Source organism: Lactobacillus sp. 3B(2020), from assembly GCF_013487845.1.
GTDB classification, from domain to species: Bacteria; Bacillota; Bacilli; order Lactobacillales; family Lactobacillaceae; genus Limosilactobacillus; species Limosilactobacillus alvi.
Window position 1 is genome coordinate 2,068,330 of the sequence record NZ_CP047410.1, and the last position, 20,666, is coordinate 2,088,995.

The 20,666-nt window shown below is 43.5% G+C and carries 20 protein-coding genes; 12 read left to right on the forward strand and 8 right to left on the reverse strand.

Features of this window, described 5'->3' with window-relative positions; genetic code table 11:
• Positions 1-9: 9 nt before the first annotated feature.
• Both dltC and dltD read left to right on the forward strand, forming a co-directional pair.
• A complete protein-coding gene (gene dltC / locus GTO83_RS10230) occupies positions 10-249 on the forward strand; it encodes a D-alanine--poly(phosphoribitol) ligase subunit DltC (RefSeq protein WP_180870956.1) in 240 nt (79 codons plus the stop codon).
• Complete coding sequence (gene dltD, locus GTO83_RS10235; protein WP_180870958.1) at positions 242-1,534, forward strand: D-alanyl-lipoteichoic acid biosynthesis protein DltD; 1,293 nt, start codon at positions 242-244, stop codon at positions 1,532-1,534. Before dltC ends, dltD begins: the two co-directional genes overlap by 8 nt.
• Positions 1,535-1,595: 61 nt before the next feature.
• On the opposite strand, the gene rlmD is transcribed toward dltD, so the two are convergent.
• Complete coding sequence (gene rlmD / locus GTO83_RS10240; RefSeq protein WP_239457921.1) at positions 1,596-2,981, reverse strand: 23S rRNA (uracil(1939)-C(5))-methyltransferase RlmD; 1,386 nt, start codon at positions 2,979-2,981, stop codon at positions 1,596-1,598.
• Positions 2,982-3,284: 303 nt separating this feature from the next.
• On the opposite strand from rlmD, the gene GTO83_RS10245 reads away from it, so the two are divergent.
• From GTO83_RS10245 to codA, 4 genes are all read left to right on the forward strand, one after another.
• On the forward strand, positions 3,285-4,583 hold the full coding sequence (locus GTO83_RS10245) for a Y-family DNA polymerase (RefSeq protein ID WP_180870962.1): 1,299 nt from the start codon (positions 3,285-3,287) through the stop codon (positions 4,581-4,583).
• The gene (locus GTO83_RS10250) at positions 4,576-4,893 is read left to right on the forward strand and encodes a hypothetical protein (RefSeq protein ID WP_180870964.1); all 318 of its coding nucleotides are present in this window, start codon (positions 4,576-4,578) and stop codon (positions 4,891-4,893) included. The genes GTO83_RS10245 and GTO83_RS10250 overlap by 8 nt, the downstream gene beginning before the upstream one ends.
• Positions 4,894-5,089: 196 nt before the next feature.
• Positions 5,090-6,451 (forward strand): cytosine permease, encoded by a 1,362-nt coding sequence (locus GTO83_RS10255; protein WP_180870965.1) that lies wholly within the window; start codon positions 5,090-5,092, stop codon positions 6,449-6,451.
• Positions 6,452-6,454: 3 nt separating this feature from the next.
• A complete protein-coding gene (gene codA / locus GTO83_RS10260) occupies positions 6,455-7,693 on the forward strand; it encodes a cytosine deaminase (protein WP_180870967.1) in 1,239 nt (412 codons plus the stop codon).
• A 381-nt stretch (positions 7,694-8,074) separates the two neighbouring features.
• Here codA and GTO83_RS10265 read toward each other — a convergent pair whose 3' ends face one another.
• Together GTO83_RS10265 and GTO83_RS10270 are read right to left on the reverse strand one after the other, a co-directional pair.
• Positions 8,075-8,557 carry a DUF1836 domain-containing protein gene (locus GTO83_RS10265; protein ID WP_255463124.1) on the reverse strand — a complete coding sequence of 161 codons (483 nt, stop codon included), beginning with the start codon at positions 8,555-8,557 and terminating at the stop codon, positions 8,075-8,077.
• Positions 8,558-8,646: 89 nt separating this feature from the next.
• Positions 8,647-9,165, reverse strand: coding sequence for a saccharopine dehydrogenase related protein (locus tag GTO83_RS10270; protein ID WP_180870969.1), 519 nt, complete (start codon positions 9,163-9,165; stop codon positions 8,647-8,649).
• Between the two features lie 98 nt (positions 9,166-9,263).
• Between GTO83_RS10270 and nrdI the strand changes: the two genes are divergently transcribed.
• A complete protein-coding gene (gene nrdI / locus GTO83_RS10275; RefSeq protein WP_180870970.1) occupies positions 9,264-9,737 on the forward strand; it encodes a class Ib ribonucleoside-diphosphate reductase assembly flavoprotein NrdI in 474 nt (157 codons plus the stop codon).
• 63 nt (positions 9,738-9,800) lie between these two features.
• Here the strand turns inward: nrdI and GTO83_RS10280 are convergent, their stop codons facing one another.
• Positions 9,801-10,220 (reverse strand): VOC family protein, encoded by a 420-nt coding sequence (locus tag GTO83_RS10280; RefSeq protein WP_180870972.1) that lies wholly within the window; start codon positions 10,218-10,220, stop codon positions 9,801-9,803.
• Positions 10,221-10,380: 160 nt separating this feature from the next.
• On the opposite strand from GTO83_RS10280, the gene GTO83_RS10285 reads away from it, so the two are divergent.
• The 3 genes from GTO83_RS10285 (at position 10,381) to gndA (ending at position 14,969) form a co-directional block, all read left to right on the forward strand.
• Positions 10,381-11,565, forward strand: a complete 1,185-nt coding sequence (locus GTO83_RS10285; RefSeq protein WP_180870974.1) for an MFS transporter — start codon at positions 10,381-10,383, stop codon at positions 11,563-11,565.
• 191 nt (positions 11,566-11,756) lie between these two features.
• The gene (gene zwf / locus GTO83_RS10290; protein ID WP_180870976.1) at positions 11,757-13,238 is read left to right on the forward strand and encodes a glucose-6-phosphate dehydrogenase; all 1,482 of its coding nucleotides are present in this window, start codon (positions 11,757-11,759) and stop codon (positions 13,236-13,238) included.
• Between the two features lie 294 nt (positions 13,239-13,532).
• Positions 13,533-14,969, forward strand: coding sequence for an NADP-dependent phosphogluconate dehydrogenase (gndA, locus tag GTO83_RS10295; protein WP_180870978.1), 1,437 nt, complete (start codon positions 13,533-13,535; stop codon positions 14,967-14,969).
• A 309-nt stretch (positions 14,970-15,278) separates the two neighbouring features.
• Here the strand turns inward: gndA and GTO83_RS10300 are convergent, their stop codons facing one another.
• Positions 15,279-16,193 (reverse strand): PLP-dependent cysteine synthase family protein, encoded by a 915-nt coding sequence (locus GTO83_RS10300; RefSeq protein ID WP_180870980.1) that lies wholly within the window; start codon positions 16,191-16,193, stop codon positions 15,279-15,281.
• A gap of 307 nt (positions 16,194-16,500) precedes the next feature.
• Here GTO83_RS10300 and GTO83_RS10305 point away from each other — a divergent pair, with 307 nt between their 5' ends.
• The gene (locus GTO83_RS10305) at positions 16,501-17,643 is read left to right on the forward strand and encodes a glycerate kinase (RefSeq protein WP_180870982.1); all 1,143 of its coding nucleotides are present in this window, start codon (positions 16,501-16,503) and stop codon (positions 17,641-17,643) included.
• A gap of 66 nt (positions 17,644-17,709) precedes the next feature.
• On the opposite strand, the gene GTO83_RS10310 is transcribed toward GTO83_RS10305, so the two are convergent.
• Entirely contained in the window at positions 17,710-18,177 is a 468-nt protein-coding gene (locus GTO83_RS10310) for a universal stress protein (RefSeq protein ID WP_180870984.1), read from the reverse strand.
• A gap of 183 nt (positions 18,178-18,360) precedes the next feature.
• On the opposite strand from GTO83_RS10310, the gene GTO83_RS10315 reads away from it, so the two are divergent.
• Positions 18,361-18,828 carry an Lrp/AsnC family transcriptional regulator gene (locus GTO83_RS10315; protein WP_180870986.1) on the forward strand — a complete coding sequence of 156 codons (468 nt, stop codon included), beginning with the start codon at positions 18,361-18,363 and terminating at the stop codon, positions 18,826-18,828.
• A gap of 63 nt (positions 18,829-18,891) precedes the next feature.
• Here the strand turns inward: GTO83_RS10315 and GTO83_RS10320 are convergent, their stop codons facing one another.
• Together GTO83_RS10320 and GTO83_RS10325 are read right to left on the reverse strand one after the other, a co-directional pair.
• Complete coding sequence (locus GTO83_RS10320; protein ID WP_180870988.1) at positions 18,892-20,211, reverse strand: MATE family efflux transporter; 1,320 nt, start codon at positions 20,209-20,211, stop codon at positions 18,892-18,894.
• Positions 20,195-20,656: a GNAT family N-acetyltransferase gene (locus tag GTO83_RS10325; protein WP_180870989.1), complete on the reverse strand. Its 462-nt coding sequence runs from the start codon at positions 20,654-20,656 to the stop codon at positions 20,195-20,197. Before GTO83_RS10325 ends, GTO83_RS10320 begins: the two co-directional genes overlap by 17 nt.
• Positions 20,657-20,666: the final 10 nt, after the last annotated feature.

Here is a 20,666-nt window from a genome sequence, read left to right on the forward strand (position 1 = left end):
GAATTTATCATGCAAGAACAAATTCAAGAACTTTTAGCCCAAGCTACTGGCCGTGACGCCGCTGACTTCGCTGACTACTCAGCAGATCTTTACGCTGATGGGATGCTTGATTCGATGGCCACGGTTCAATTCTTACTCTCCTTACAAGATGAATTTGATATTCAAGTGCCAGTTTCCGAATTTGACCGGGATGCTTGGAACACCGTTGATAAGATTGTTGATCGGGTGAAGGAACTCCAAAATGACTAAGAAACACCAACTGTGGTCAATCTTTGGCCCAGTCATTGTCGCCGGGATATTAGCCCTATTGGTATTCGCCCTTCCCTGGAAGAGTGAGCATTCGCAAGCGACCTTACAAAAAGCGGCGGTTTCGTTAAGTCCCAATGTCTTTAAAAATCGCTCGCTAAAGGTTCAAGCCTTAAGTGATAAAAAGGACCACTACGTTCCCTTCTTTGGTTCGAGTGAATTTAACCGGATGGACCGGTACTATCCAGCTACGATGGCGGCTCGTTACCACCATTATCGGCCATTTATGTTTGGTTCCCGGGGAACCCAATCCCTGCCGCAACTCTTTAATATGACCATGATGGCATCCCAAATGAAGAATGGCAAAGCTGTTTTCGTCATCTCACCTCAATGGTTTGTTAAGAAAGGAGTTATGCCCGCAGCCTTTCGGTACTATAACGGGACATATGCCAACCTGGTTTGGTTAAACCAAGCTAATCCGCAGTCACCTTATGACCGGTATACGGCTAAGCGGCTCGGTCAACTTCTTGGAAACAGCGGCACGGTCGCTAGTTATGCCTACAAAATTGAACGGGGTGAAGCCCTAAACAGTTTTGAAAAGGCAAACTTAAAGGTCCGGATTGCCCTCTTGAGCCATGAAGATGACCTTTTCTCCGGTTACTTCTTAAAGGACAACTATGGTAAGCGAATCTTGCCAAAGGAAAAGTTATTGCCAAAGACGTATAACTACCAAGCCCTTTACCAACATGCTATTAAAGCCCATGCCAAAGCTTCAAGTAACAATAACCTGGGGATTATTAACAGCTTCTACAATCAACGAGTCCGGTACGCTAAGCATATTGACGGTACTCAGAAACATTTCTCCTACTTACAAAGTCCGGAATATGCGGACTTACAGGTAGTTTTAAATCAATTAAAGAAAACCAATACTAACGTCGTTTTCATGATTACCCCAGTTAATGCTAAGTGGGAAAAGCGGACTGGTTTAAACATGCACATGTACTACCAGACTGCTGATAAGATTAAGTTCCAGTTGCAATCGCAAGGCTTTAACCACATTATCGATTACTCCCATGCCGGGAATAAACCGGGCTTCATGAACGATACCATTCATATCGGTTGGGCTGGTTGGGTCAACTTTGACAGGCGGATTTCACCATTCTTGGATAATCCCCAACCATCTCCCCACTACCACATGAATAGTGCCTTTCTTTCCAAAGACTGGCAAAATCTTAAGCCAACGGAGAATAATCTCCAACAGTTCAAGGTACAACATCTGAATAAATAGCAAAAAGCAACCTAGGTGCACTGACCAGGTTGCTTTTTTGCTATCCATTTACTAATTCTGCTTAGTCTTCATTTAGAACTAATTTAACCACCGCTTCGCACCGTGGGGTTTGCGGTAGCATATCAACGGGTTGGATGTAGTCAACCCGGTAGGTTGGCGTTAAGCGAGCTAAATTTCGGGCTAAGGTTGCCATGTTACAAGAAACATAGGCAAATTTTCGCGGCTTCTCAGCCAAGATCGTGTCAATTAACTTTTGGTCTAAACCTGTCCGTGGGGGATCGACGACTAAGGCATCGAAGTGTTGACCCGCTTGCCGCCACTTTGGTAATAGTTCTTCGGCTACCCCACATTCATAGTGAGCATTACTAATACCATTCAACTTGGCGTTTTCATTAGCGTCATCAACGGCGGCTTGGATGGTTTCCATTCCTAAAACTTGTTTAACTTGGCTAGCAAAGGAAAGACCGATTGTCCCGATTCCAGCGTAAGCATCAATTAAAGTATCCGTTTTAGTTAGATCAAGGGCCTTGGCTGTTTCCTCATATAAGGTCTCAGTTTGAATTGGATTAAGTTGGAGGAAAGAGCGGGCTGAGAGTTGGAAATCCAGGCCCATTAAACTTTCGGTAACATAGTCCTTACCGGCTAAGTTAAGGGTTTGATCGCCCCAAACCAAGGGCGTATCACCAGGATTAATATTTTGCATGACTGAAGTTACCATTGGCAATTCAGCCTTAATTCGGGTTAAAAGTTGGTGCTTTTTGATTAGCTTTGGGGTGTTAGTAATAAAAGTAACTTGGGTTTCACCGGTGGTCGTTTCTCGAATCGCGATCGTTTTAAGAATTCCGCTGTGGTTACTTTCCTCATAGGTTGGAATTTGTAATTCTTCGATGAACTTTACCAGCGACCGCATCACCGTCATGGTTTGCGGTATTTGGATGGCACATTCCTTGAGGTCAACTACTTCATGACTATTAGCCCGGTAAAGGCCAGCCACCACATGGCCATCAACGGTCCGGACTTGGAATTGGGCTTTATTACGGTAGCCGTATGTTTGGGGACTCGGGAGGGTTGGTTTAACCTGGTAGTATTTGTAGCCCCGGGGTTTAAACTTTGCCAAGCTATCAAGGACGACTTGGCGTTTAAACTTAAGTTGGGCAGGGTAGGCAAGATGTTCTAGTTCAAAGCCCCCGGCAATCCCGGCAACGGAATCCTTAGGTGTAACTCGCTCTTTACTTGGTTGCTTAAGCCGGTGGATCTTAGCGGTTAGGTAACGTTCTTGAACTTTTGTGACTTCTGCCACAATTACTTCGCCCGGCAAGGCACCGGGGACAAAACAAACCTTATGCTTAAAATACCCAATTCCTTGGCCTTCGATTCCTAACTTTTTAATCGTTAAGGGGAACCGTTCACCAATGGTAACGTGGACGGGGGTCGCTTGATGTTTCATGAAAAAACTCCTTCGCTCGATAATGCTGGTTACCATTCTAGCATTGTTGGGGGATGATTGCCCAGGAAATAAAAAGAAACCGGTAACCTAATTTTGGAAACTTGCTTGTTAAAAGTTTATGGACTAGTCGATATCTACCGGGGATGTTTCCTAAAGTCAAACCAGTAATCAGCACCCAACCGGTTTAAAAAATTTAGCATTAACACTTCTCGCTCTGTAATACGGCTTATTCATCCCCCTTGTTTTCACTTTCGTTCTCTTATAAAATACTATCAAGAACGTTTGTTTAGGGTGGTGGAGTACATGGACTATTCAAAAGAACCGCATGGTGTTTATTTAATGATCGACAATAAGTCTTTCTACGCCACAGTAGAGTGCACTACTCGTAACCTTGACCCCCTCACCACCCCCTTAGTCGTCATGTCTGAGGCTGATAACACGGGGAGTGGCTTGATTTTAGCTTCCTCACCCGCCGCTAAGGAACTCTTTGACTTGCATAATGTCAACCGGGCCCGAGATTTACCCGCGGATGACCGGCTGTTAGTCGTTCCACCCCGGATGAACCTTTATATCAAAAAGAATCTCGAAGTCAATGCCATCTATCAGCAGTTCATCCCGCCCGAAGATATTCTGCCGTACTCAATTGATGAATCATTGCTCAACCTCACCCATTCTTGGAAGTTAACTGATAATAATCTTTACAAGGTAATTAAAAAAATTCAAGCGACGGTCTATGAACGCTTGCACCTGGTTACCACCATTGGAGTTGGTAATAATCCTCTCCAAGCCAAAATCGCTTTAGATATTTATTCCAAGCATAATGAAGAACGAATTGGGGTCATTACCAATAACACCGCTACCCAGAAAATTTGGGAGATCGAAAACATCACGGATGTCTGGGGCATTAACCACCGCATGGCCGCCCGCCTAAATAAAATTGGGATTACCAGTATGTATCAACTAGCTCATACCGATCCTCATTTACTCAAGAGTGAAATGGGCCAAATGGGTATCCGCTTATACGCTACTGCCTGGGGAATCGACCGAACTGTATTGAGTCATCAGCCCCTTAAACGGGACCGGTCAATTGGTAATTCCCAGGTCCTTCCCCGGGACTATGTAAAGAAGGGGGAAATTGAATTGGTTATCAAAGAAATCACGGCCCAAGTTGCTTCCCGCCTCCGGGCTCGGCATAAACAGGCGAACGGGGTTTACCTCGGGATTGGTTATGCCAAAGGTGTCGTCGACGAAGATGGCCGAACTGGGTTTGCCCACTCTAAGAAGCTCGACGTTTCAACTGCTGATGAACGAAAACTAATCCTCCCAATTTTGGAACTTTTTGAGCAACATTGGCAAGGACAGCCTGTTCGCCACATTAGCGTTAGCGCTAGTCGACTTAGCGAACGATTTGGCGAACAACTAAATCTCTTTCAAAGTCGAGCCGCAAACATGGCAATTGACGTTGAGGACACGATGGATAGAATTCGCCAAAAGTTTGGCAAAACGGCGATCATGAAAGCAAGTAGCCTGGAAAAAGGGGGTACCTTTATTTCCCGATCAAAACTAGTTGGTGGTCACAGTGGGGGCCAGAGTTTTGAATAGTTTTAATCCCCAACCAATCGGTAAGAAGATCTGTGAACAAATTGCCCGTCATTTTAAGCAGACTCGCCAAACCCGCTACTGGATAGCAATAGCTTACTATTCCCCGAATGATTGTTATAACCTGTTTTTCAATTCTCGCCGCCCCCACCACTGGCAACGCTCTTGGCCAATTGCCATTTTGAATGACCTTGAATTTGATGAACTCATCGCCGTCTTAAATGTGATTCGCCAGCAATACCACTTTACGTTTGAATACAGCGGCTTTAATCATCTCGAATTGGATCGCCTCCAGCACGAAGTAAAACGGTGACAATTGACATCCCCCATTAAAACCGCTATACTCATTACAATTTAAAATTCAGTTTGGCATTTAATGCAGTCCCGTGAGGCGCAAATGACCAGTAAATCTTTCTTGGTAACCTTTAGCTAGACTAAGACTACCAGAGTAGAAAATTACCGTCCTTGCCCAATCGGGGGAAGGACTTTTTTAATATCTGGAGGTTATCATGGCTGAAAAACAAAGTTCGAGTGAAATTACGCCGATTCCCCTAAATGCCCGGCACACCACCCGCTGGGATATGTTTGCGACTTGGGTCGGCGCAAATGCTAATAACGGAACTTGGTTTGTTGGTGGCGTTATCGCTGCTTGTGGGTTTGCGGTTGCAATGCAAGTTTTGGTCCTTTCATCAGCCCTCTCCTACTTGTTCTTAAGTTTAGTTGGTTACATTGGTTATAAAACCGGGGTTTCGACGATGACCATCGCCCGGGCCTCTTTCGGGGAACGGGGAAGTTACATTCCATCCCTGGTTAACATCACCCAATTTATTGGTTGGACGGCCGTTAACACTTTCATTGCTGCCCAATCCGTCAGTCTTCTCTTCCACGATCTCTTTAAATGGCCAGTTTGGGGCCAACCAAACGGTGAGTGGGGCCTTATTATTGGGATCCTCATTATGAGTATCCTCCACATTATCAGTGTTGCTAGCGGTTCTCGTTCGATCCAAATGATTGAACGGATCGGCATTATCGTGGTTTTAATCTTTGTAATTTGGGAATCTGCGGCGGTCTTTAAAACGGTCTCTTTAAGTCAAATTGCCCATTGGTCAGTTCCCCTCAAACAAAAGATGGCAACTGGCGCCGCCATCGACTACGTGGCGGCCTTTAACTTAGCCTGGGTAACCGCCGGAGCTGACTTTACCCGTTTTACTGCTGACAAGCACAATTCCATTCTCTCCCCCTGGTTAGGTGCCATGGTTGGGGTGGTTTGGTTTGCCTTTATTGGCTTAATCTCAACGATTGGGATTGCAATTACCAGTGGCGTTTACGATGCCAACAACTCCGATCCTTCAACCATTGCCAGCAAGCTTGGCCTTGGAGTAATTGCTCTACTCGTCATTATCTTAACTTCCATGACGGCCAATGCGGTTAACTTACTGGGAGCCGGATCAGCCCTTTCCAATATTTTTCCCAAGCTACGCCTTAAGTACTCCCTCTGGACCGTTGTGGCCTTAGCCACTCTCGTTACCTTCATTCCAATGTTTGTCGGGAGTTTCTTAACTACCTTTGAAAGCTTCCTTGACTACGTTGCCATGGTTCTTGGTCCAACGATCGCCATTATCTGTACTGATTTTTACTTTATTAACCATGGTAACTATCACGTGACGGAATTTGGTAAAATTAATGGTGAATACTGGTACCGAGGTGGTTTTAACCTCAGTGCCATTATCACTTTTGTTGCGGGGGTCGCTATCTTCTTAGCAGGTCACCAATTACCAATTTTTGTGAACACTGTGGGGATGACCTTCATCGACATGTTATTCTCAGCCCTGCTCTATGCAGTCCTGATGCGTTTTTTAGAAAGGAAGTAGCTCATGTTAATTAAAAATGTCCATGTAAATAACGCAAAGGAAGTTACCGACGTTCAAATTGAGAATGGGAAGTTTTCCCAAATTGGGACTAATCTCACTGCCAAGCCTAGCGAAACCGTAATTGATGGGGAAGGTAAGCTGTTATTACCACCATTTATTGATTCTCACGTTCACTTAGACTCAACTTTAACCGCCGGTGAACCAGAATGGAATGAAACTGGGACCTTATTCGACGGTATCCGTATTTGGAGTGAACGAAAAAAGGACCTTACTAAGGCCGACGTAAAGAAGCGAGCCAAAGCAACCATGTTAAACATGATTGGCCATGGAATTCAGCACGTCCGGAGTCACGTTGATGTTACTGATCCCCACCTTATCGCAACTGAAGCTCTACTAGAGCTCCGGGAAGAAATGAAGGATAGCATTGACCTCCAATTAGTTGCCTTCCCCCAAGAAGGGATTTTGAGCTTCCCTCATGGTAAGGAACTGATGGAACAAGCTGTTAAAGAAGGGGTTGACGTTGTTGGTGGGATTCCCCACTTTGAATTCACAACTGAATATGGTTGGCAATCCGTACACTTCTTGATGGCTCTCGCTGATAAATACGATAAGTTAGTCGACGTTCACTGTGATGAAATCGATGATCCCGCTTCTCGGAACTTAGAAGTCCTAGCTACCGAAGCTTACGAACGACAAATGGGTTCGCGAGTAACAGCTAGTCATACTACGGCCATGGGTAGCTACAATGATGCCTATACCTACAAACTTTTCCGGCTCTTAAAGATGAGTGGTATCAATTTTGTGGCTAACCCATTAGTTAACGTTCACCTCGGTGGCCGGTTTGATACTTACCCTAAACGGCGGGGAGTTACCCGGGTGAAGGAACTTAACGCTGCGGGAATTAATGTTTCCTTTGGGGAAGACGACGTTAAGGATCCGTGGAATCCGCTCGGGAATGGTAATATGATCGACGCCGTTACCATGGGCGTCTACATTGCTCACTTAATGGGCTATGGTCAAATCCAAGATTCTTATAAATTCGTCACGACCAACGCTGCTCGGACTCTCCACATCGAAGACCAATACGGGATTGAAGTCGGCAAACCTGGCGATTGCATTCTCTTAAACCAAAGGGATTTCTACAACGCTCTTAACGAACATGTTGAAGTCCTCTACAATATTCGCCACGGAAAGGTAATTGCTAAGACGACCCCCGCTGTTACTAAACTGAATGTAAATTAAAGAATGAAAAAAGAGGTTGGAAAAAAAGCTCCTTGACGGCCTGGTTGGGATAAGAAGGACGAAGGTTGATTCATCAGAATCGGCCTTTCGTTCGCACTTATCCGCTAAGGCCGTGATTTGGAGCGAACCAGCCAACTGGTTTGGCGTTTGTGAGCCCATGCAAGGCTGAATCGGTTGGTGCGACCGTAGGGAAGCAACTGCCATTCAGCTACTGCTTTGACCTTAGTTACTGAGTAACATTCGGAGATAAAAAAAGCGGGTGGGAAGAAACTTGAGTTTCTTCCCACCCGCTTTTGGAATATTATTCAACGACTTCAATCGGGGCCACCCGCTAGCGTCTTTTTTAAACTTTTTTCACTTCAACGGGTTGTTGTTGCCGCTTCATCTCTTCCAGTAGCTTAGTTGATAACATCCGTTGGTAAGCGGTTTGGCAGCTAGTCGTAATAACTCATCATTGCCAGGGTTAACGTGCCCTTGAGGAGCCGTCTCACCTAATAGGAGAGCATTAAAATGTTCCACAAAGCGGTTATACATTGCTTGTGGGTAATCGTTAATCGTTAACTGGTCTAGCGCTTCTTTAATTGCTGTTAACGGATAAATATTCTTTAGCAAGGCAATTACCATTACCGCAGCAACTTGATAACGTGAGTATTTCTTCTTTACTGGTGCCATAATGACACCTTTTTTAACATAGTTGTTAATCATTGATTTAGTAATGGGACTTACGCCCAAGCTAGCGCAACGATCATTAATTACTGCAATTAACTGGTCAATATAGAGATTTAATTCCGGCAGTTCTTCCCAACGACGCAATTGGCTTGAAGCTAATCGTTTCCGCCAAGCTTCATACTTTTCAAGTTCCACGCTAACTTCCCCCTTCAATTTTATTTTCTTAATTATACCTTAGCTGGTTCCAACAATCTATTAACTAGTTTTTAAAACTAGTTAAATTTCTAATCAGCTACTCCAATTGATTGGTTTAAGTATTTATCCGTCGTCAAAGCTTCAGCAAAAACTTTCACTAAGGTATCTTGGGGCGTAACTTGACCCAGTAACGATTGACCTTCTTGATAAATTTTTCCCGTAATTCTTTGCTTAGTTAGCGGTAAAACGCGAATAACAGTATATGGAAATTCTAATTCATCCACCATCTTAACCGCATAAAGGCCATCGAGCATTAATTGCTGACCTTTTTTCCCATACCAAGTTGCTAGCTGGTCAACCGTAGCATCATCAGCGGTTCCTGCCGGGGCCAACATCACAATTTTTTGAATTTTAGCAGATGCTTGGTCAACCCACTCCACTAATTTTTCAACCCCCAAATCTGGAGTATCAAAATTAGGAATCCATCCCAAAACTAAGTCAGGTGAAAAATTAATTTTCCAATTATTAATTGGTTTGCATTCGACTAATGAGCCAATTTGTTCTCCTAGACCAGTAACCGATTCATCAATTAATTTAATTTCAACCATGATAACTTTCCTCGTAAAAATAAAGCTTATTTCATTTTAATTTTTCAATAAAGCGCGTACAATAGATTATCGAAGACTAACTGAATGAGGTAATTAACATGAACGATCTTAGCATTCTTTTCATTTCAATTGAAGGAAACACTCGCTCTTTTTTAAAGCGCTTGGTTTCATACGCTGAACAACAACACGTTATCAATAAGGCTGATCCGGCAGTTACTCTAAAAGAAATTACCGATCAAACTTTACCAGCTAAGGAAACCCAACCTTTCTTTATCTTCGTTCCGACTTACCTCGATGGCGGTAATGGTTTCGATTCTGGCTTTACCGAAATGATGACTAATTCCTTGGGAGAATATGTCGAACAAAACGATAACACTAAGCTTTGTATGGGAATCGTTGGCTCTGGTAACAAAAACTTCAACGAACAATATTGTCTAACGGCTCGTGAATATTCTGCCAAGTTTAATGTACCTTTCCTCGCTGACTATGAACTCCGGGGAACTGATCGAGATGTCGAACGAATTTATGGTGTTCTTAAACAACGGGCAAGTGAATTTGAAAGTGAAAAGTAAGTAAAAGAGAGGGGCTGAGAAGAAACGCGCGTTTCTTCTCAGCCCCTCTTGCATTTCCGAACGTTACTCAGTAACTACAAACCACGTAATTCCATAACGATCCACAATTTGTCCCAACTGGCCATAATACTGATGTGGCCCAAATGGCATTGTTACCCGCAATTCTTCTGAGCTAGCCAAATGGTTAAAAAATTCCCGTGCAGCTCCTTCATCGCCCTCAAAATTCAATAAAATTGCCACTAAAGATGAAGGCTGTGGATTGTTCATTGTCGCATCCGCACAGATAATTTTTTGTCCGGCAACCGTAAATTCTCCTAGTGCGGTTGTCTCTTCAAGATCGGTAACTTCTAACCCTAAGCTGGTTACTTGTGCTTCACTAAGAGGGTTATGAGTAATAATTTTGGCCCCGAAAACTTCCGCATAGTAGGCCATTGCTTCCTTTGCATTTTCAAAAGTTAAAAACGGATATAATTTTGCCGTCATCATTTTCCTCCGATTTAAGATCTCAACTATTGTATTATTTTGTAACGATTTCGTCAATTTCTCCAAAATCCGAGGGCCAAAATCAATCCTTTCTCTTCTGATTTATGGTTTTAGTAAAACGTTATATGTGCTAAAATATAGTGACTTTAGTACGAAAGGAATGACGACTTTGAACCAAACTAAACGTCAAGGCTTTTTCTTAGTCCTTGGTATCTTTCTCCTCGGAGCTTGTATGCGGTCACCATTTACTTCATTACCATCTGTTGTAAACGAAATTGCCAATAGTTTTCACATTCCAGTAACCGAGTTGGGAATCTTAACTACCATCCCCTTAATCTGTTTTGGCCTTCTTTCCTCACTTGTTCCAGGATTAAGTCAGCGTTTTGGCAACGAAATTACCATCGCTTTTGCCTTAGCAATTTTGATCTTAGGTTCAATTTTACGGATCTTTTCACTTTCGGCCTTAATGCTTGGAACCGTCTTAATTGGGATTGCAACCACTTTTATTAATGTTTTATTACCTGCAATCATTACGGAAAAAATGCCTGATCGGATTGGACCGATGACTAGCCTTTACAATGTTTCCCTCACTATGTTTAGTGCCTTAGGAGCTTATTTGATTACCCCAATCACTCACGCCACCAGTTGGCAATTTGGGATCATCATCTTGACATTGCTAGTCACAATCACCTTAATTTTATGGCTTCCCACCGCAAAGAAAAGTCAGCCAGTCTCTCAAACCATGGCGCTCGAAAAGGGTCATAATATGTACACCAACCTCCGCGCTTGGTACTTACTCCTCTACTTTGGCCTTTCTTCATTCGTTTTTTATACCACTGTTGCCTGGCTTCCAAGTATCGCTATGGATCATGGTATTTCAAGTAATAGCGCTAGTTTAGTAGCAGGGCTCTTCCAACTTTTCTCAATGCCAACTGCTTTTATCGTTCCAATGTTAGCAACCAAAGTTAAAAAACGCGGGAAAATTGTCTTTGTTGCTGGGCTACTCACAATCTTAGGTTACCTTGGTCTTCTTCTACCAACTAGTAGTTTAGCCTACTATGTTCTGATCGCCCTACTACTAGGTTTAGGAACAGCTTCGACCTTTGGCTTGATCATGACACTCTTTGGGCTTAAGACTAATAATCCGGCTGATACTCGATCCCTTTCCGGGATGGTTCAATCACTTGGTTACTCACTCGCTGCCATCGGTCCTTGGTTAACTGGAAATTTGAAGGCAACCGCTGGCAACTGGCAAGTAGCAATTATCGTTACGATCTTGATCTCAATCATCTTCACAGTTTTTGGCTTATTTAGCGAGCAACATGATCAAATTATCGAAAAATAATTTTAACCTAGACCAATTTTGATTGACGTTTAACAATTGCCGCCAATTATTGTTTCACTCCAGCCTTTCCATTCTTCAAAGTTTTTGTTTTTAGGGTTTCTAACCCCTGTTTTTCGTGCAGAGCTAGGCAAGAGAGTATATAATTGTTACCGTTAGAGCGAATTTATTTAAATTCTAGAGGAGTGAACACATTGGCTACGGAAAACATTGCTTTGATTACTTTATTTGGGGCTGCCGGTGACCTTGCCCACCGTAAGCTCTACCCATCCCTTTTTAAGCTTTACCAAAAGGGATACCTTGCGGAACACTTTGCTTTGCTTGGTACTTCTCGTCGGGAAAAGACGGACGAAGAATTCCAAGCTTTAGTTGCGGATTCAATCAAGGATATTCCTGAAACTAAGAACGGCGAAGCTGCTGCCTTCACGAAGCACTTCTTCTACCAAGCCCATGACGTTACTAAGCCTGAACACTACGCAGTACTTAAGGAACGTTTGGCTAAGTTAGATAAACAATTTGGCACGCAAGGCAACCGCCTCTTCTACATGTCAGTTGCTCCACAATTCTTTGGAACGATTGCCATGAACATCAAGAAGCAAAACCTCTTGACTGATGAAGGCTACAACCGTTTGATCATGGAAAAGCCATTTGGGCGTGATTTTGCTTCTGCTAAGGCTTTGAACGACGAATTGTCACAAACCTTTAACGAAAACCAAATCTTCCGGATTGACCACTACCTTGGGAAGGAAATGGTTCAAAACATTCAAGCCCTCCGGTTTGGAAATACCATCATTGAATCCCTTTGGAACAACCGTTACATCGACAACATCCAAGTTACCTTAAGTGAAAAGCTTGGGGTTGAAGAACGGGCCGGTTATTACGATAATTCTGGGGCCCTGCGGGATATGGTTCAAAACCATATTATGCAAGTGGTTGCTCAATTGGCAATGGAACAACCTGTTTCCTTTACTGACAGCGATGTTCGGGTTGAAAAGATCAAAGCCCTTCGTTCCTTACGGGTTTACACCCCATCCGAAGCGGCCGCTAACTTTGTTCGTGGTCAATACGCCGCCGGTGACAACACCCCAGCTTACCGTGACGCTGATGGCGTTCCAGCAGATTCATCAACCGAAACTTTTGTAGCAGCTAAGCTTTTATTTGATAACTACCGTTGGTCTGGTGTGCCATTCTACGTTCGGACTGGGAAGAAGTTAGCTGACAAGTTTACTCGGATTGATGTTGTCTTCCGGAAGCCATTAATTGACATCTTTGCTAACCCACGGATGGTATCAGAACAATCACTTAAGAGTAATGTTTTGACGATCTATGTTGAACCAGAATCTGGTTTTGCATTGCGGGTTAACGCTAAGAGTGCCGGTCAAGGCTTCAAGACGGAACCAGTTGACCTTAAGTTCTTACAATCAGCTGATGAAAAGAAGGAAGCTCCTGAACCATACGAACGCCTTTTCCACGATGCTTTGGAAGGTAACCACACTAACTTTGCTTCATGGGCTGAAATTGCTTATGCTTGGAAGTTCGTTGATGTTGTTCGGAAGCTTTGGGATATTGAAGAACCTCAATTCCCTAACTACGCCCCAGGTTCAATGGGACCAGCTGCTTCTGACGAACTTCTCGCTCGCGATGGTCGGGCTTGGATTTACAAGTTGAACAAGTAAAAAGTGGTCGACAGAAAACCCATCTAGCGACCTCAGTTTCTAAATAACATTCAAAGAGACGAGAAAGGCAGGCGAGAAACACACGTTTTTCCCCTGCCTTTTATTTTTTGGGCTCTTTGCGAGAAAAAATTTAAGGGTCTTTTCTAAAACTAAATCCTTTGGCAGTCTTAATGTTAGCGCTTACCGCAAAAATAAGTTTGCTCAACGATTATCAAAAATATTTCCGTTTTATTTTTGATCTGCTATAATAGGGGCCGTAATATGTTTATTTAGATTAAGGAGTGTGACAACACAATGTCAGATCAAAAGGCACAAATTGGTGTTATCGGTCTTGCCGTCATGGGTAAGAACCTTGCCCTCAACATCGAAAGTCGTGGTTTCACGGTTGGAGTATACAACCGTCACCGCAACCGGACTGATGAAATGATGCGCGACCACAGCGACAAGAAGTTGGTTCCAAGTTACACGATCGAAGACTTCGTTAACTCTTTGGAAAAGCCTCGGCGGATTCTCATGATGGTTAAGGCTGGTAAGGGTACTGACGCCGTTATCGATGAATTAATTCCATTGCTTGACAAGGGTGACGTTTTGATCGATGGTGGGAACACGAACTTCCACGACACCATGGCTCGGAACGCTAAGTTGGACAAGTCCGGTATTAACTTCATCGGTATGGGGGTTTCCGGTGGTGAACTTGGTGCCCTCCAAGGTCCTTCCTTGATGCCAGGTGGCCAAAAGGAAGCTTACGACTTGGTTGCTCCTATCCTTACTCAAATCGCTGCTAAGGCTGAAGACGGTAAGCCATGTGTTACCTACATTGGCCCTAACGGTGCCGGCCACTACGTAAAGATGGTCCACAACGGGATTGAATACGGGGACGAAGAATTAATCGACGAAGCCTACAATGTTATGCGCAACGTCCTTGGCCTTTCGGTTGACGAAATGGCTGACATCTTCGCTGACTGGAACAAGGGTGAATTGGATTCCTACCTTGTTGAAATCACGGCTGACATCCTTACTCGGAAGGATGACTTGGGCGACAAGAACACGCCAATCGTTGACATAATTCTTGACCGTGGTGCTAACAAGGGTACTGGTAAGTGGTCTTCTGAAACTGCCCTCGATGGTGGTGCCCCACAATCAGTTATCACGGAAGCTGTTTACGCTCGTTACATCTCCATGTTGAAGGACGAACGGGTTGCCGCAAGCAAGGTTCTCCCTGAAGATGTTGAAAAGGTTAACCTTTCTGACGACGAAAAGAAGGAATACATCGAAAAGATTCGTGAAGCCCTCTACTTCGGTAAGGTTATGTCTTACGCTCAAGGATTCGAACAAATGCGGATCGACTCCGAACGTTACGACTGGAACCTTCAATACGGCCAATTAGCTCAAATCTGGCGTGAAGGTTGCATCATCCGGGCTCAATTCTTACAAAAGATTACGGACGCCTTTGAAAAGGATCCTGAATTGAAGAACTTACTCTTGGATGACTACTTCAAGGACATTACTGCTAAGTACCAAAAGGCAATTCGGGAAGTTGTTGCCCTTTCTGTTAAGGCTGGTATTCCAGTTCCTGCCTTTGCTGCGGCAATTAGCTACTACGACTCCTACCGGGCAGAAGTTCTTCCTGCAAACTTGCTTCAAGCACAACGGGACTACTTCGGTGCTCACACTTACGAACGGACTGACCGGGAAGGTAACTTCCACTACACTTGGTACGAAGAACAATAATCAACGTGAGTTGAAAATCAAAAGAGGGTGGGAAGAAACTCAAGTTTCTTCCCACCCTCTTTGTCATCTCCGAATGTTACTCAGTAACTAAGGTCAAAGCAGTAGCTGAATGGCAGTTGCTTCCCTGACGGTCGCACCAACCTATTCAGCCTTGCATGGGCTCACAAACGCCAAACCAGTTGGCTGGTTCGCTCCAAAGCACGGCCTTAGCGGATAAGTGCGAACGAAAGGTCGATTCTAATGAATCAACCTTCGTCCTTCTTATCCCAACCAGGCCGTCAAGGAGCTTTTTTCCCAACCTCTTACATACTAATCATAAATTCCTTCACTCAAATACCGATCACTGCCGTCTGGAAAAATAGTCACAATGGTCGAATTAGCTGGCAATTTTTCAGCGACCTTCATACTAGCTACTAGTGCTGCTCCGCTTGAACTACCGACTAAAAGTCCTTGTTCACGAGCTAGTTGCTTAACCGCACCAAAGGCGGCTTGATCACTAATGGTTTGCACCTCATCAATTTTAACATCCGCAAAAAATGGCGGGATAGCTTCCACACCAATTCCTTCCGTCCGGTGCGGATGTTCAGAACCACCATTTAAAATCGAACCCTCCGGTTCTACTGCCACCGTGTATAACGGTGTTACCACTGCTTGTAAAGTTTTTGCTGTCCCGGCAAAAGTTCCTCCAGTTCCTGCACCAGCCACAAATGCTGTTAATGGTTCTGCCCCTAAGTCAGCTAAAATTTCCGGCCCCAGGGTTCGTTGATAAGCAATTGGATTTAAGGGATTCACAAATTGGTTTGGAACATATGCCCCGGGAATTTTGTTTGCTAATTCCAAGGCTTTAGCTGTTGCCCCCTGCATTCCTGCCTTCGTCGGCGTATTGATTACTTCTGCTCCAAGGGCCCGCATTAAAGCTTGCTTTTCGGCACTAAACTTAGCAGGAACCACTAACTTAACTGGTAAATTGTACTGTAGTGCTGCTAAAGCAATTCCAATCCCCGTGTTTCCTGCTGTTGGCTCAATAATCGTTGTCTTTCCGGGAATAATCGTTCCGTTCATTATTCCATGTTTGATCAGCACTTGCCCCAAACGATCCTTAATACTCCCACCTGGATTAAGGTACTCCAACTTAGCTAAAATTCGACTCCCGTTTGGAACTGGTAAACTCAATTCTAACAATGGAGTATGTCCAATTAATTCATTAACACTGTGAAAAATCATTTTAATAGTCCTTTCTACAAAAAAAGACGCCCTCCTCGACTGAAAAGGATGGCGTCATTAACATTAATCCCAAATTAATTAACTACCGGAGCGACTTCCGCTATGCAAAAACTGGGACCGTCGTTAATGACGCTCCCTGACAACAAATGATGTTCATTTGCATCGTAAATGTTTGCATTTTAGCTCTCCTTCGTTACTTATTAATAGTAAGTTTACTGGAAGTGCTCCCTGCTGTCAATTGGAAACTTTATCTTTACTGTTATTCGTTATAATAAACTTAACTCATTAAACAGAAAGGATCCCCAACATGAAATTTATAATTGCTCCTGATTCATTCAAAGGTGGCTTAACCGCAAAAGAAGCCGCTCAAGCTATTAAAACTGGCCTACAACGAGTTTTTCCTGAAGCCGAGTACATCCTCATTCCAATGGCGGACGGTGGCGAAGGAACTGTCCAATCATTAGTCGATGCAACTGCTGGTCAGTTAATTACGACTAAGGTGCACAACCCCCTTAACCAACTGGTCGATGCTCAATACGGAATCCTTGGGAATCAGCAAACTGCCGTTATCGAAATGGCCCAAGCTAGCGGTTTACAATTTGTTAATCAACAAACCGCTAATCCCTTAGTAACGACGACCTTTGGAACCGGGGAACTGATTTTAGACGCCCTTAATCACCAAGTGCAAAAAATCATTATTGGCCTTGGCGGAAGCGCAACCATCGATGGGGGTGCTGGCATGGCTCAAGCCTTGGGAGCACAACTTCTTGATCAGGATGGACACGAAATTGGCTTTGGTGGTGGCGCACTCGATCAACTAGCAACCATTAACCTTGACCAACTTGACTCTCGGCTTAAAACCACCACCATCCAAATTGCTTCTGACGTTACCAACCCCTTAACTGGTGAGAATGGCGCCGCGCCTGTCTTTGGTCCACAAAAAGGGGCCACTTCAGTAATGGTTACGACCCTCGATGCTAACCTACACCACTACGCTGCCGTAATTAAGCAATTCACTGGTGTTGACATCGAACAAGTGCCCGGGGCCGGTGCGGCTGGGGGTCTAGGAGCCAGTTTACTTGCCTTTACTCAAGCCGAGATGGCTCGTGGAATTGAACTTGTAGTTAAAGCAACCCATCTAACAGAGCAAGCTCGCGGAGCTGATTTCGTAATTACTGGTGAAGGTGGTATTGACTTTCAAACCAAATTTGGTAAAACGCCTTTTGGGGTTGCCAGAGCTACTAAAGCAGTTGCCCCAAATGCTCCCGTAATCGTCTTGACCGGTAACGTCGGTAAAGGGGTTGCCAGCTTATATTCGGCTGATGCAATCGATGCAATTTTTGCCACTCCTGCTGGAGCTAAGAGTCTTGATCAAGCCTTAAAAGATGCCCCTAATGATATTGCCCAAACAGCAGAAAACGTGGCCCGCTTAATTAAAGTGGCGCGTTAATAAAAAAATCGAGGTAGCGAAGAAAATCTATTTCCGCTACCTCGATTTTTAATAATTTATTTTGAACTATTCTTCTGGCTTAGCTTGTAAATCCGTCCGAACAACTAGGACATCAATTGCTGCGTTCCGCTTAACGAATGAGGTAACAGAACCAACCATGGCCCGTTGGAGCCGAGACATCCCACTTGCCCCCATCATAATCAAATCATTATTGTGGTCCCGTGGAAAATCAAAAGAAATCACCGTCTTAGGGTTACCCAGCCGAATGTGAATATCAAGGTTATCAAAGCCTTCTTGCTTAGCCTTTTCAAGTAAACTGAGCAGGTATTCACGGGCCTTATCTACCAATTGGTAGGCAATGCTTCCGTCAGACATCCCAGCAAAATTATATGACATTGCCCGGGTATCAATGACGTTCAAAAGGTCAACGTGCGCCCCATTCCGACTAGCAACTGCTAGGGCCTTCCGCAAAGCCATTTCTGCTTGTGCTGATCCATCAACCGGCACGAGAATATTTTCGTATTCTTGATCCATACTTTTTCACTCCATTCACTCAACTCTTATTGTTATTGTACCATATTGCTCACTCTTTAACTGAACGAAAAACAATGAAAATGTTTCCGTTCTTCGGTTGTCGTTGACTTTAACCTACAAATTGTTCTACAATCGTCGTAGTTTAACTCATCGGCTAATGATTCGAAAAAGGAGTATCTCTACATGGACCAAATCGACCGCAAGATTATTAATATGCTCGAAGAAAATGCCCGGGCCTCACTTAAAGAATTATCAGCAGCTTGCTTCATCTCTTCTCCTGCAATTGCCGCTAGAATTGCCAAGTTGGAAAAGAGCGGTATTATTACTGGCTATCATGCTAGCGTTAACTTTGAAAAACTTAATTACCACGTAAAAGCGTTTATTCAAATCCAACTTGAACCGCGGCAAAAAAGTGAATTTTATCCCTTTGTAAAAAAGGTCCCGAACATTATTGAATGTAACTGCGTAACTGGTGATTACTCTGAGCTCCTTGAAGTAGCTTTTAAATCCACTGCTGACCTTGATGAATTTATTAACGATTTACAACGACGGTTTGGTAAAACCAGTACACAAATTGTCTTCTCAACAAGTGTTGACCACCGAGGAATTACTTTTAATAATCCCGAAATTGATGAACCAGAAGAGAGCTAATACTAATTAAGCGACTAGAGGAGCTGCTTTTCACCCTCTAGTCGCTTTTTATATTTAATTCGCTCACAAAGAATTTCTTTGCATTTCTCGAAGTTTACTCCGCATGATAACCCCACCCAAAACCATTACGATGATCTCATTAATCGGCATCGCCGCAAAAACTCCGTTTACCCCGAGGGTAAGCGCAAGAATAACAATTAATGGAATTAAAATCACATATCCTCGTAACAAAGAAAGGTGGAAAGACGTACTTCCTTGGTTAATAGCAGTTAAAAAAATGATGATTAAGATATTAACCGCTGTAAAAACCGTACTGGTAAAGTAAATTGGCATGCCGACCAATGCATACGATAACAATTGGGGTTGATGTTCCGTATTAAATAGATTGATAACCGGCCGCTTAAAGATAATCAAGCTAATCATTAAGATTAAAGCTAAGCCAATCGTTAACCTCAGACCGTGCTTAAAGGCGATAACGGCATTTTTCATTGCATGCTTACCAAATTCTCGACTGGCGATTGGTTGCACCCCTAAAGCCACTCCGTTCGCTGCTGCTAAGGTAACGATTGCAATATTAGCAACGACTCCATAAGCAGCTACAGCATAGTTACCTGCTAGATACAGTAACATCCAATTGAATACATAGACACTAATCCCGCTACTCATTTCGTTCAAGAAGGGGGCAATCCCTAGCCGGGCTGCCGTCTTCAATGTCTGCCACTTAGGGAGACACCAATGCCATTCAAGTTGGCGCTTTTTAAATCGCAGGTGTTGGCTTAAAACTAATAAGCTACAGAGTGGTGAAAAGATTACCGCCAAGGCCGCTCCTTCCATATGTAACCCTAGTTTAAAAATAAAGAACCAATCAATAATAATCACAAAAACCGTTTCCGTTAAGGTTGCTATCATCGTCAAGCTTGGATTACCATCATTTCGAACAAAATTAATCGTGATGTAATTACACATATATAAGGGGGCACTAAAACACATGAAGCCCACATAGGTTCGTCCCAGAGCTAGGGTTTGACGATTTGCTCCTAGTAAATGTAACACTGGATCTAAAAAGATAGTAATTAAACCAATCTCAATTACCCCTAGAATCAAAGCAAAAATTATTAATTGACTGTAAAGCGTCCGCACTCTTTGGGGGTTCTTAACCTTATTTAAGGAGAAATAGGTTGCTCCACCAACTCCCAGTAATAAACCGGTAGCGTTAAAAATATTAAAAAGCGGTAAGGCGAGATTCAAAACCGTTAAGCCCAGCGAGCCAGCAGCAAGCGCAATAAAAAGGGTATCAATAATTACATAGGTTGATAGACCGACGTTCGCCAAAATATTTCGTAAAACATAATGGTTGATTTCCTTCCTAATCGCCATTTTCATTCTTTACTTCTCCGTCTAGTTGCATTTTAACGTGCGGAATACCATCCAATAAAAACACCTCTGAAATCGTTTGAAAACCAAATGAAGCATAGAAATCGCAAAGATAGTTTTGCGCTTCAATTATAATTGATTTCCCGGGAAATAATTGCTTTGTTTTTTCAATTGTAGTTTGGACAAGGACCCGACCATAGCCATTTCCTCGTTTAGCTTTAGGAACGAGGACCCGACCAAAAGTGGCGTATGTCCCTTCGTCCATCATTCGCGTGTAACCGACCAAATGATCTTGATCATCAAACAAACGTAAATGATAAGCGGTAGCATCTTCATCATCAATTTCCTGATAGTAACACGTCTGTTCAACAACAAAGACCCTTACCCGTTCTTTGGCAATCGCTAAGAATTCTCGATTAGTTAGTCCATCTAACTGGTTAACCTTTACTTTCATTGAAAATCCT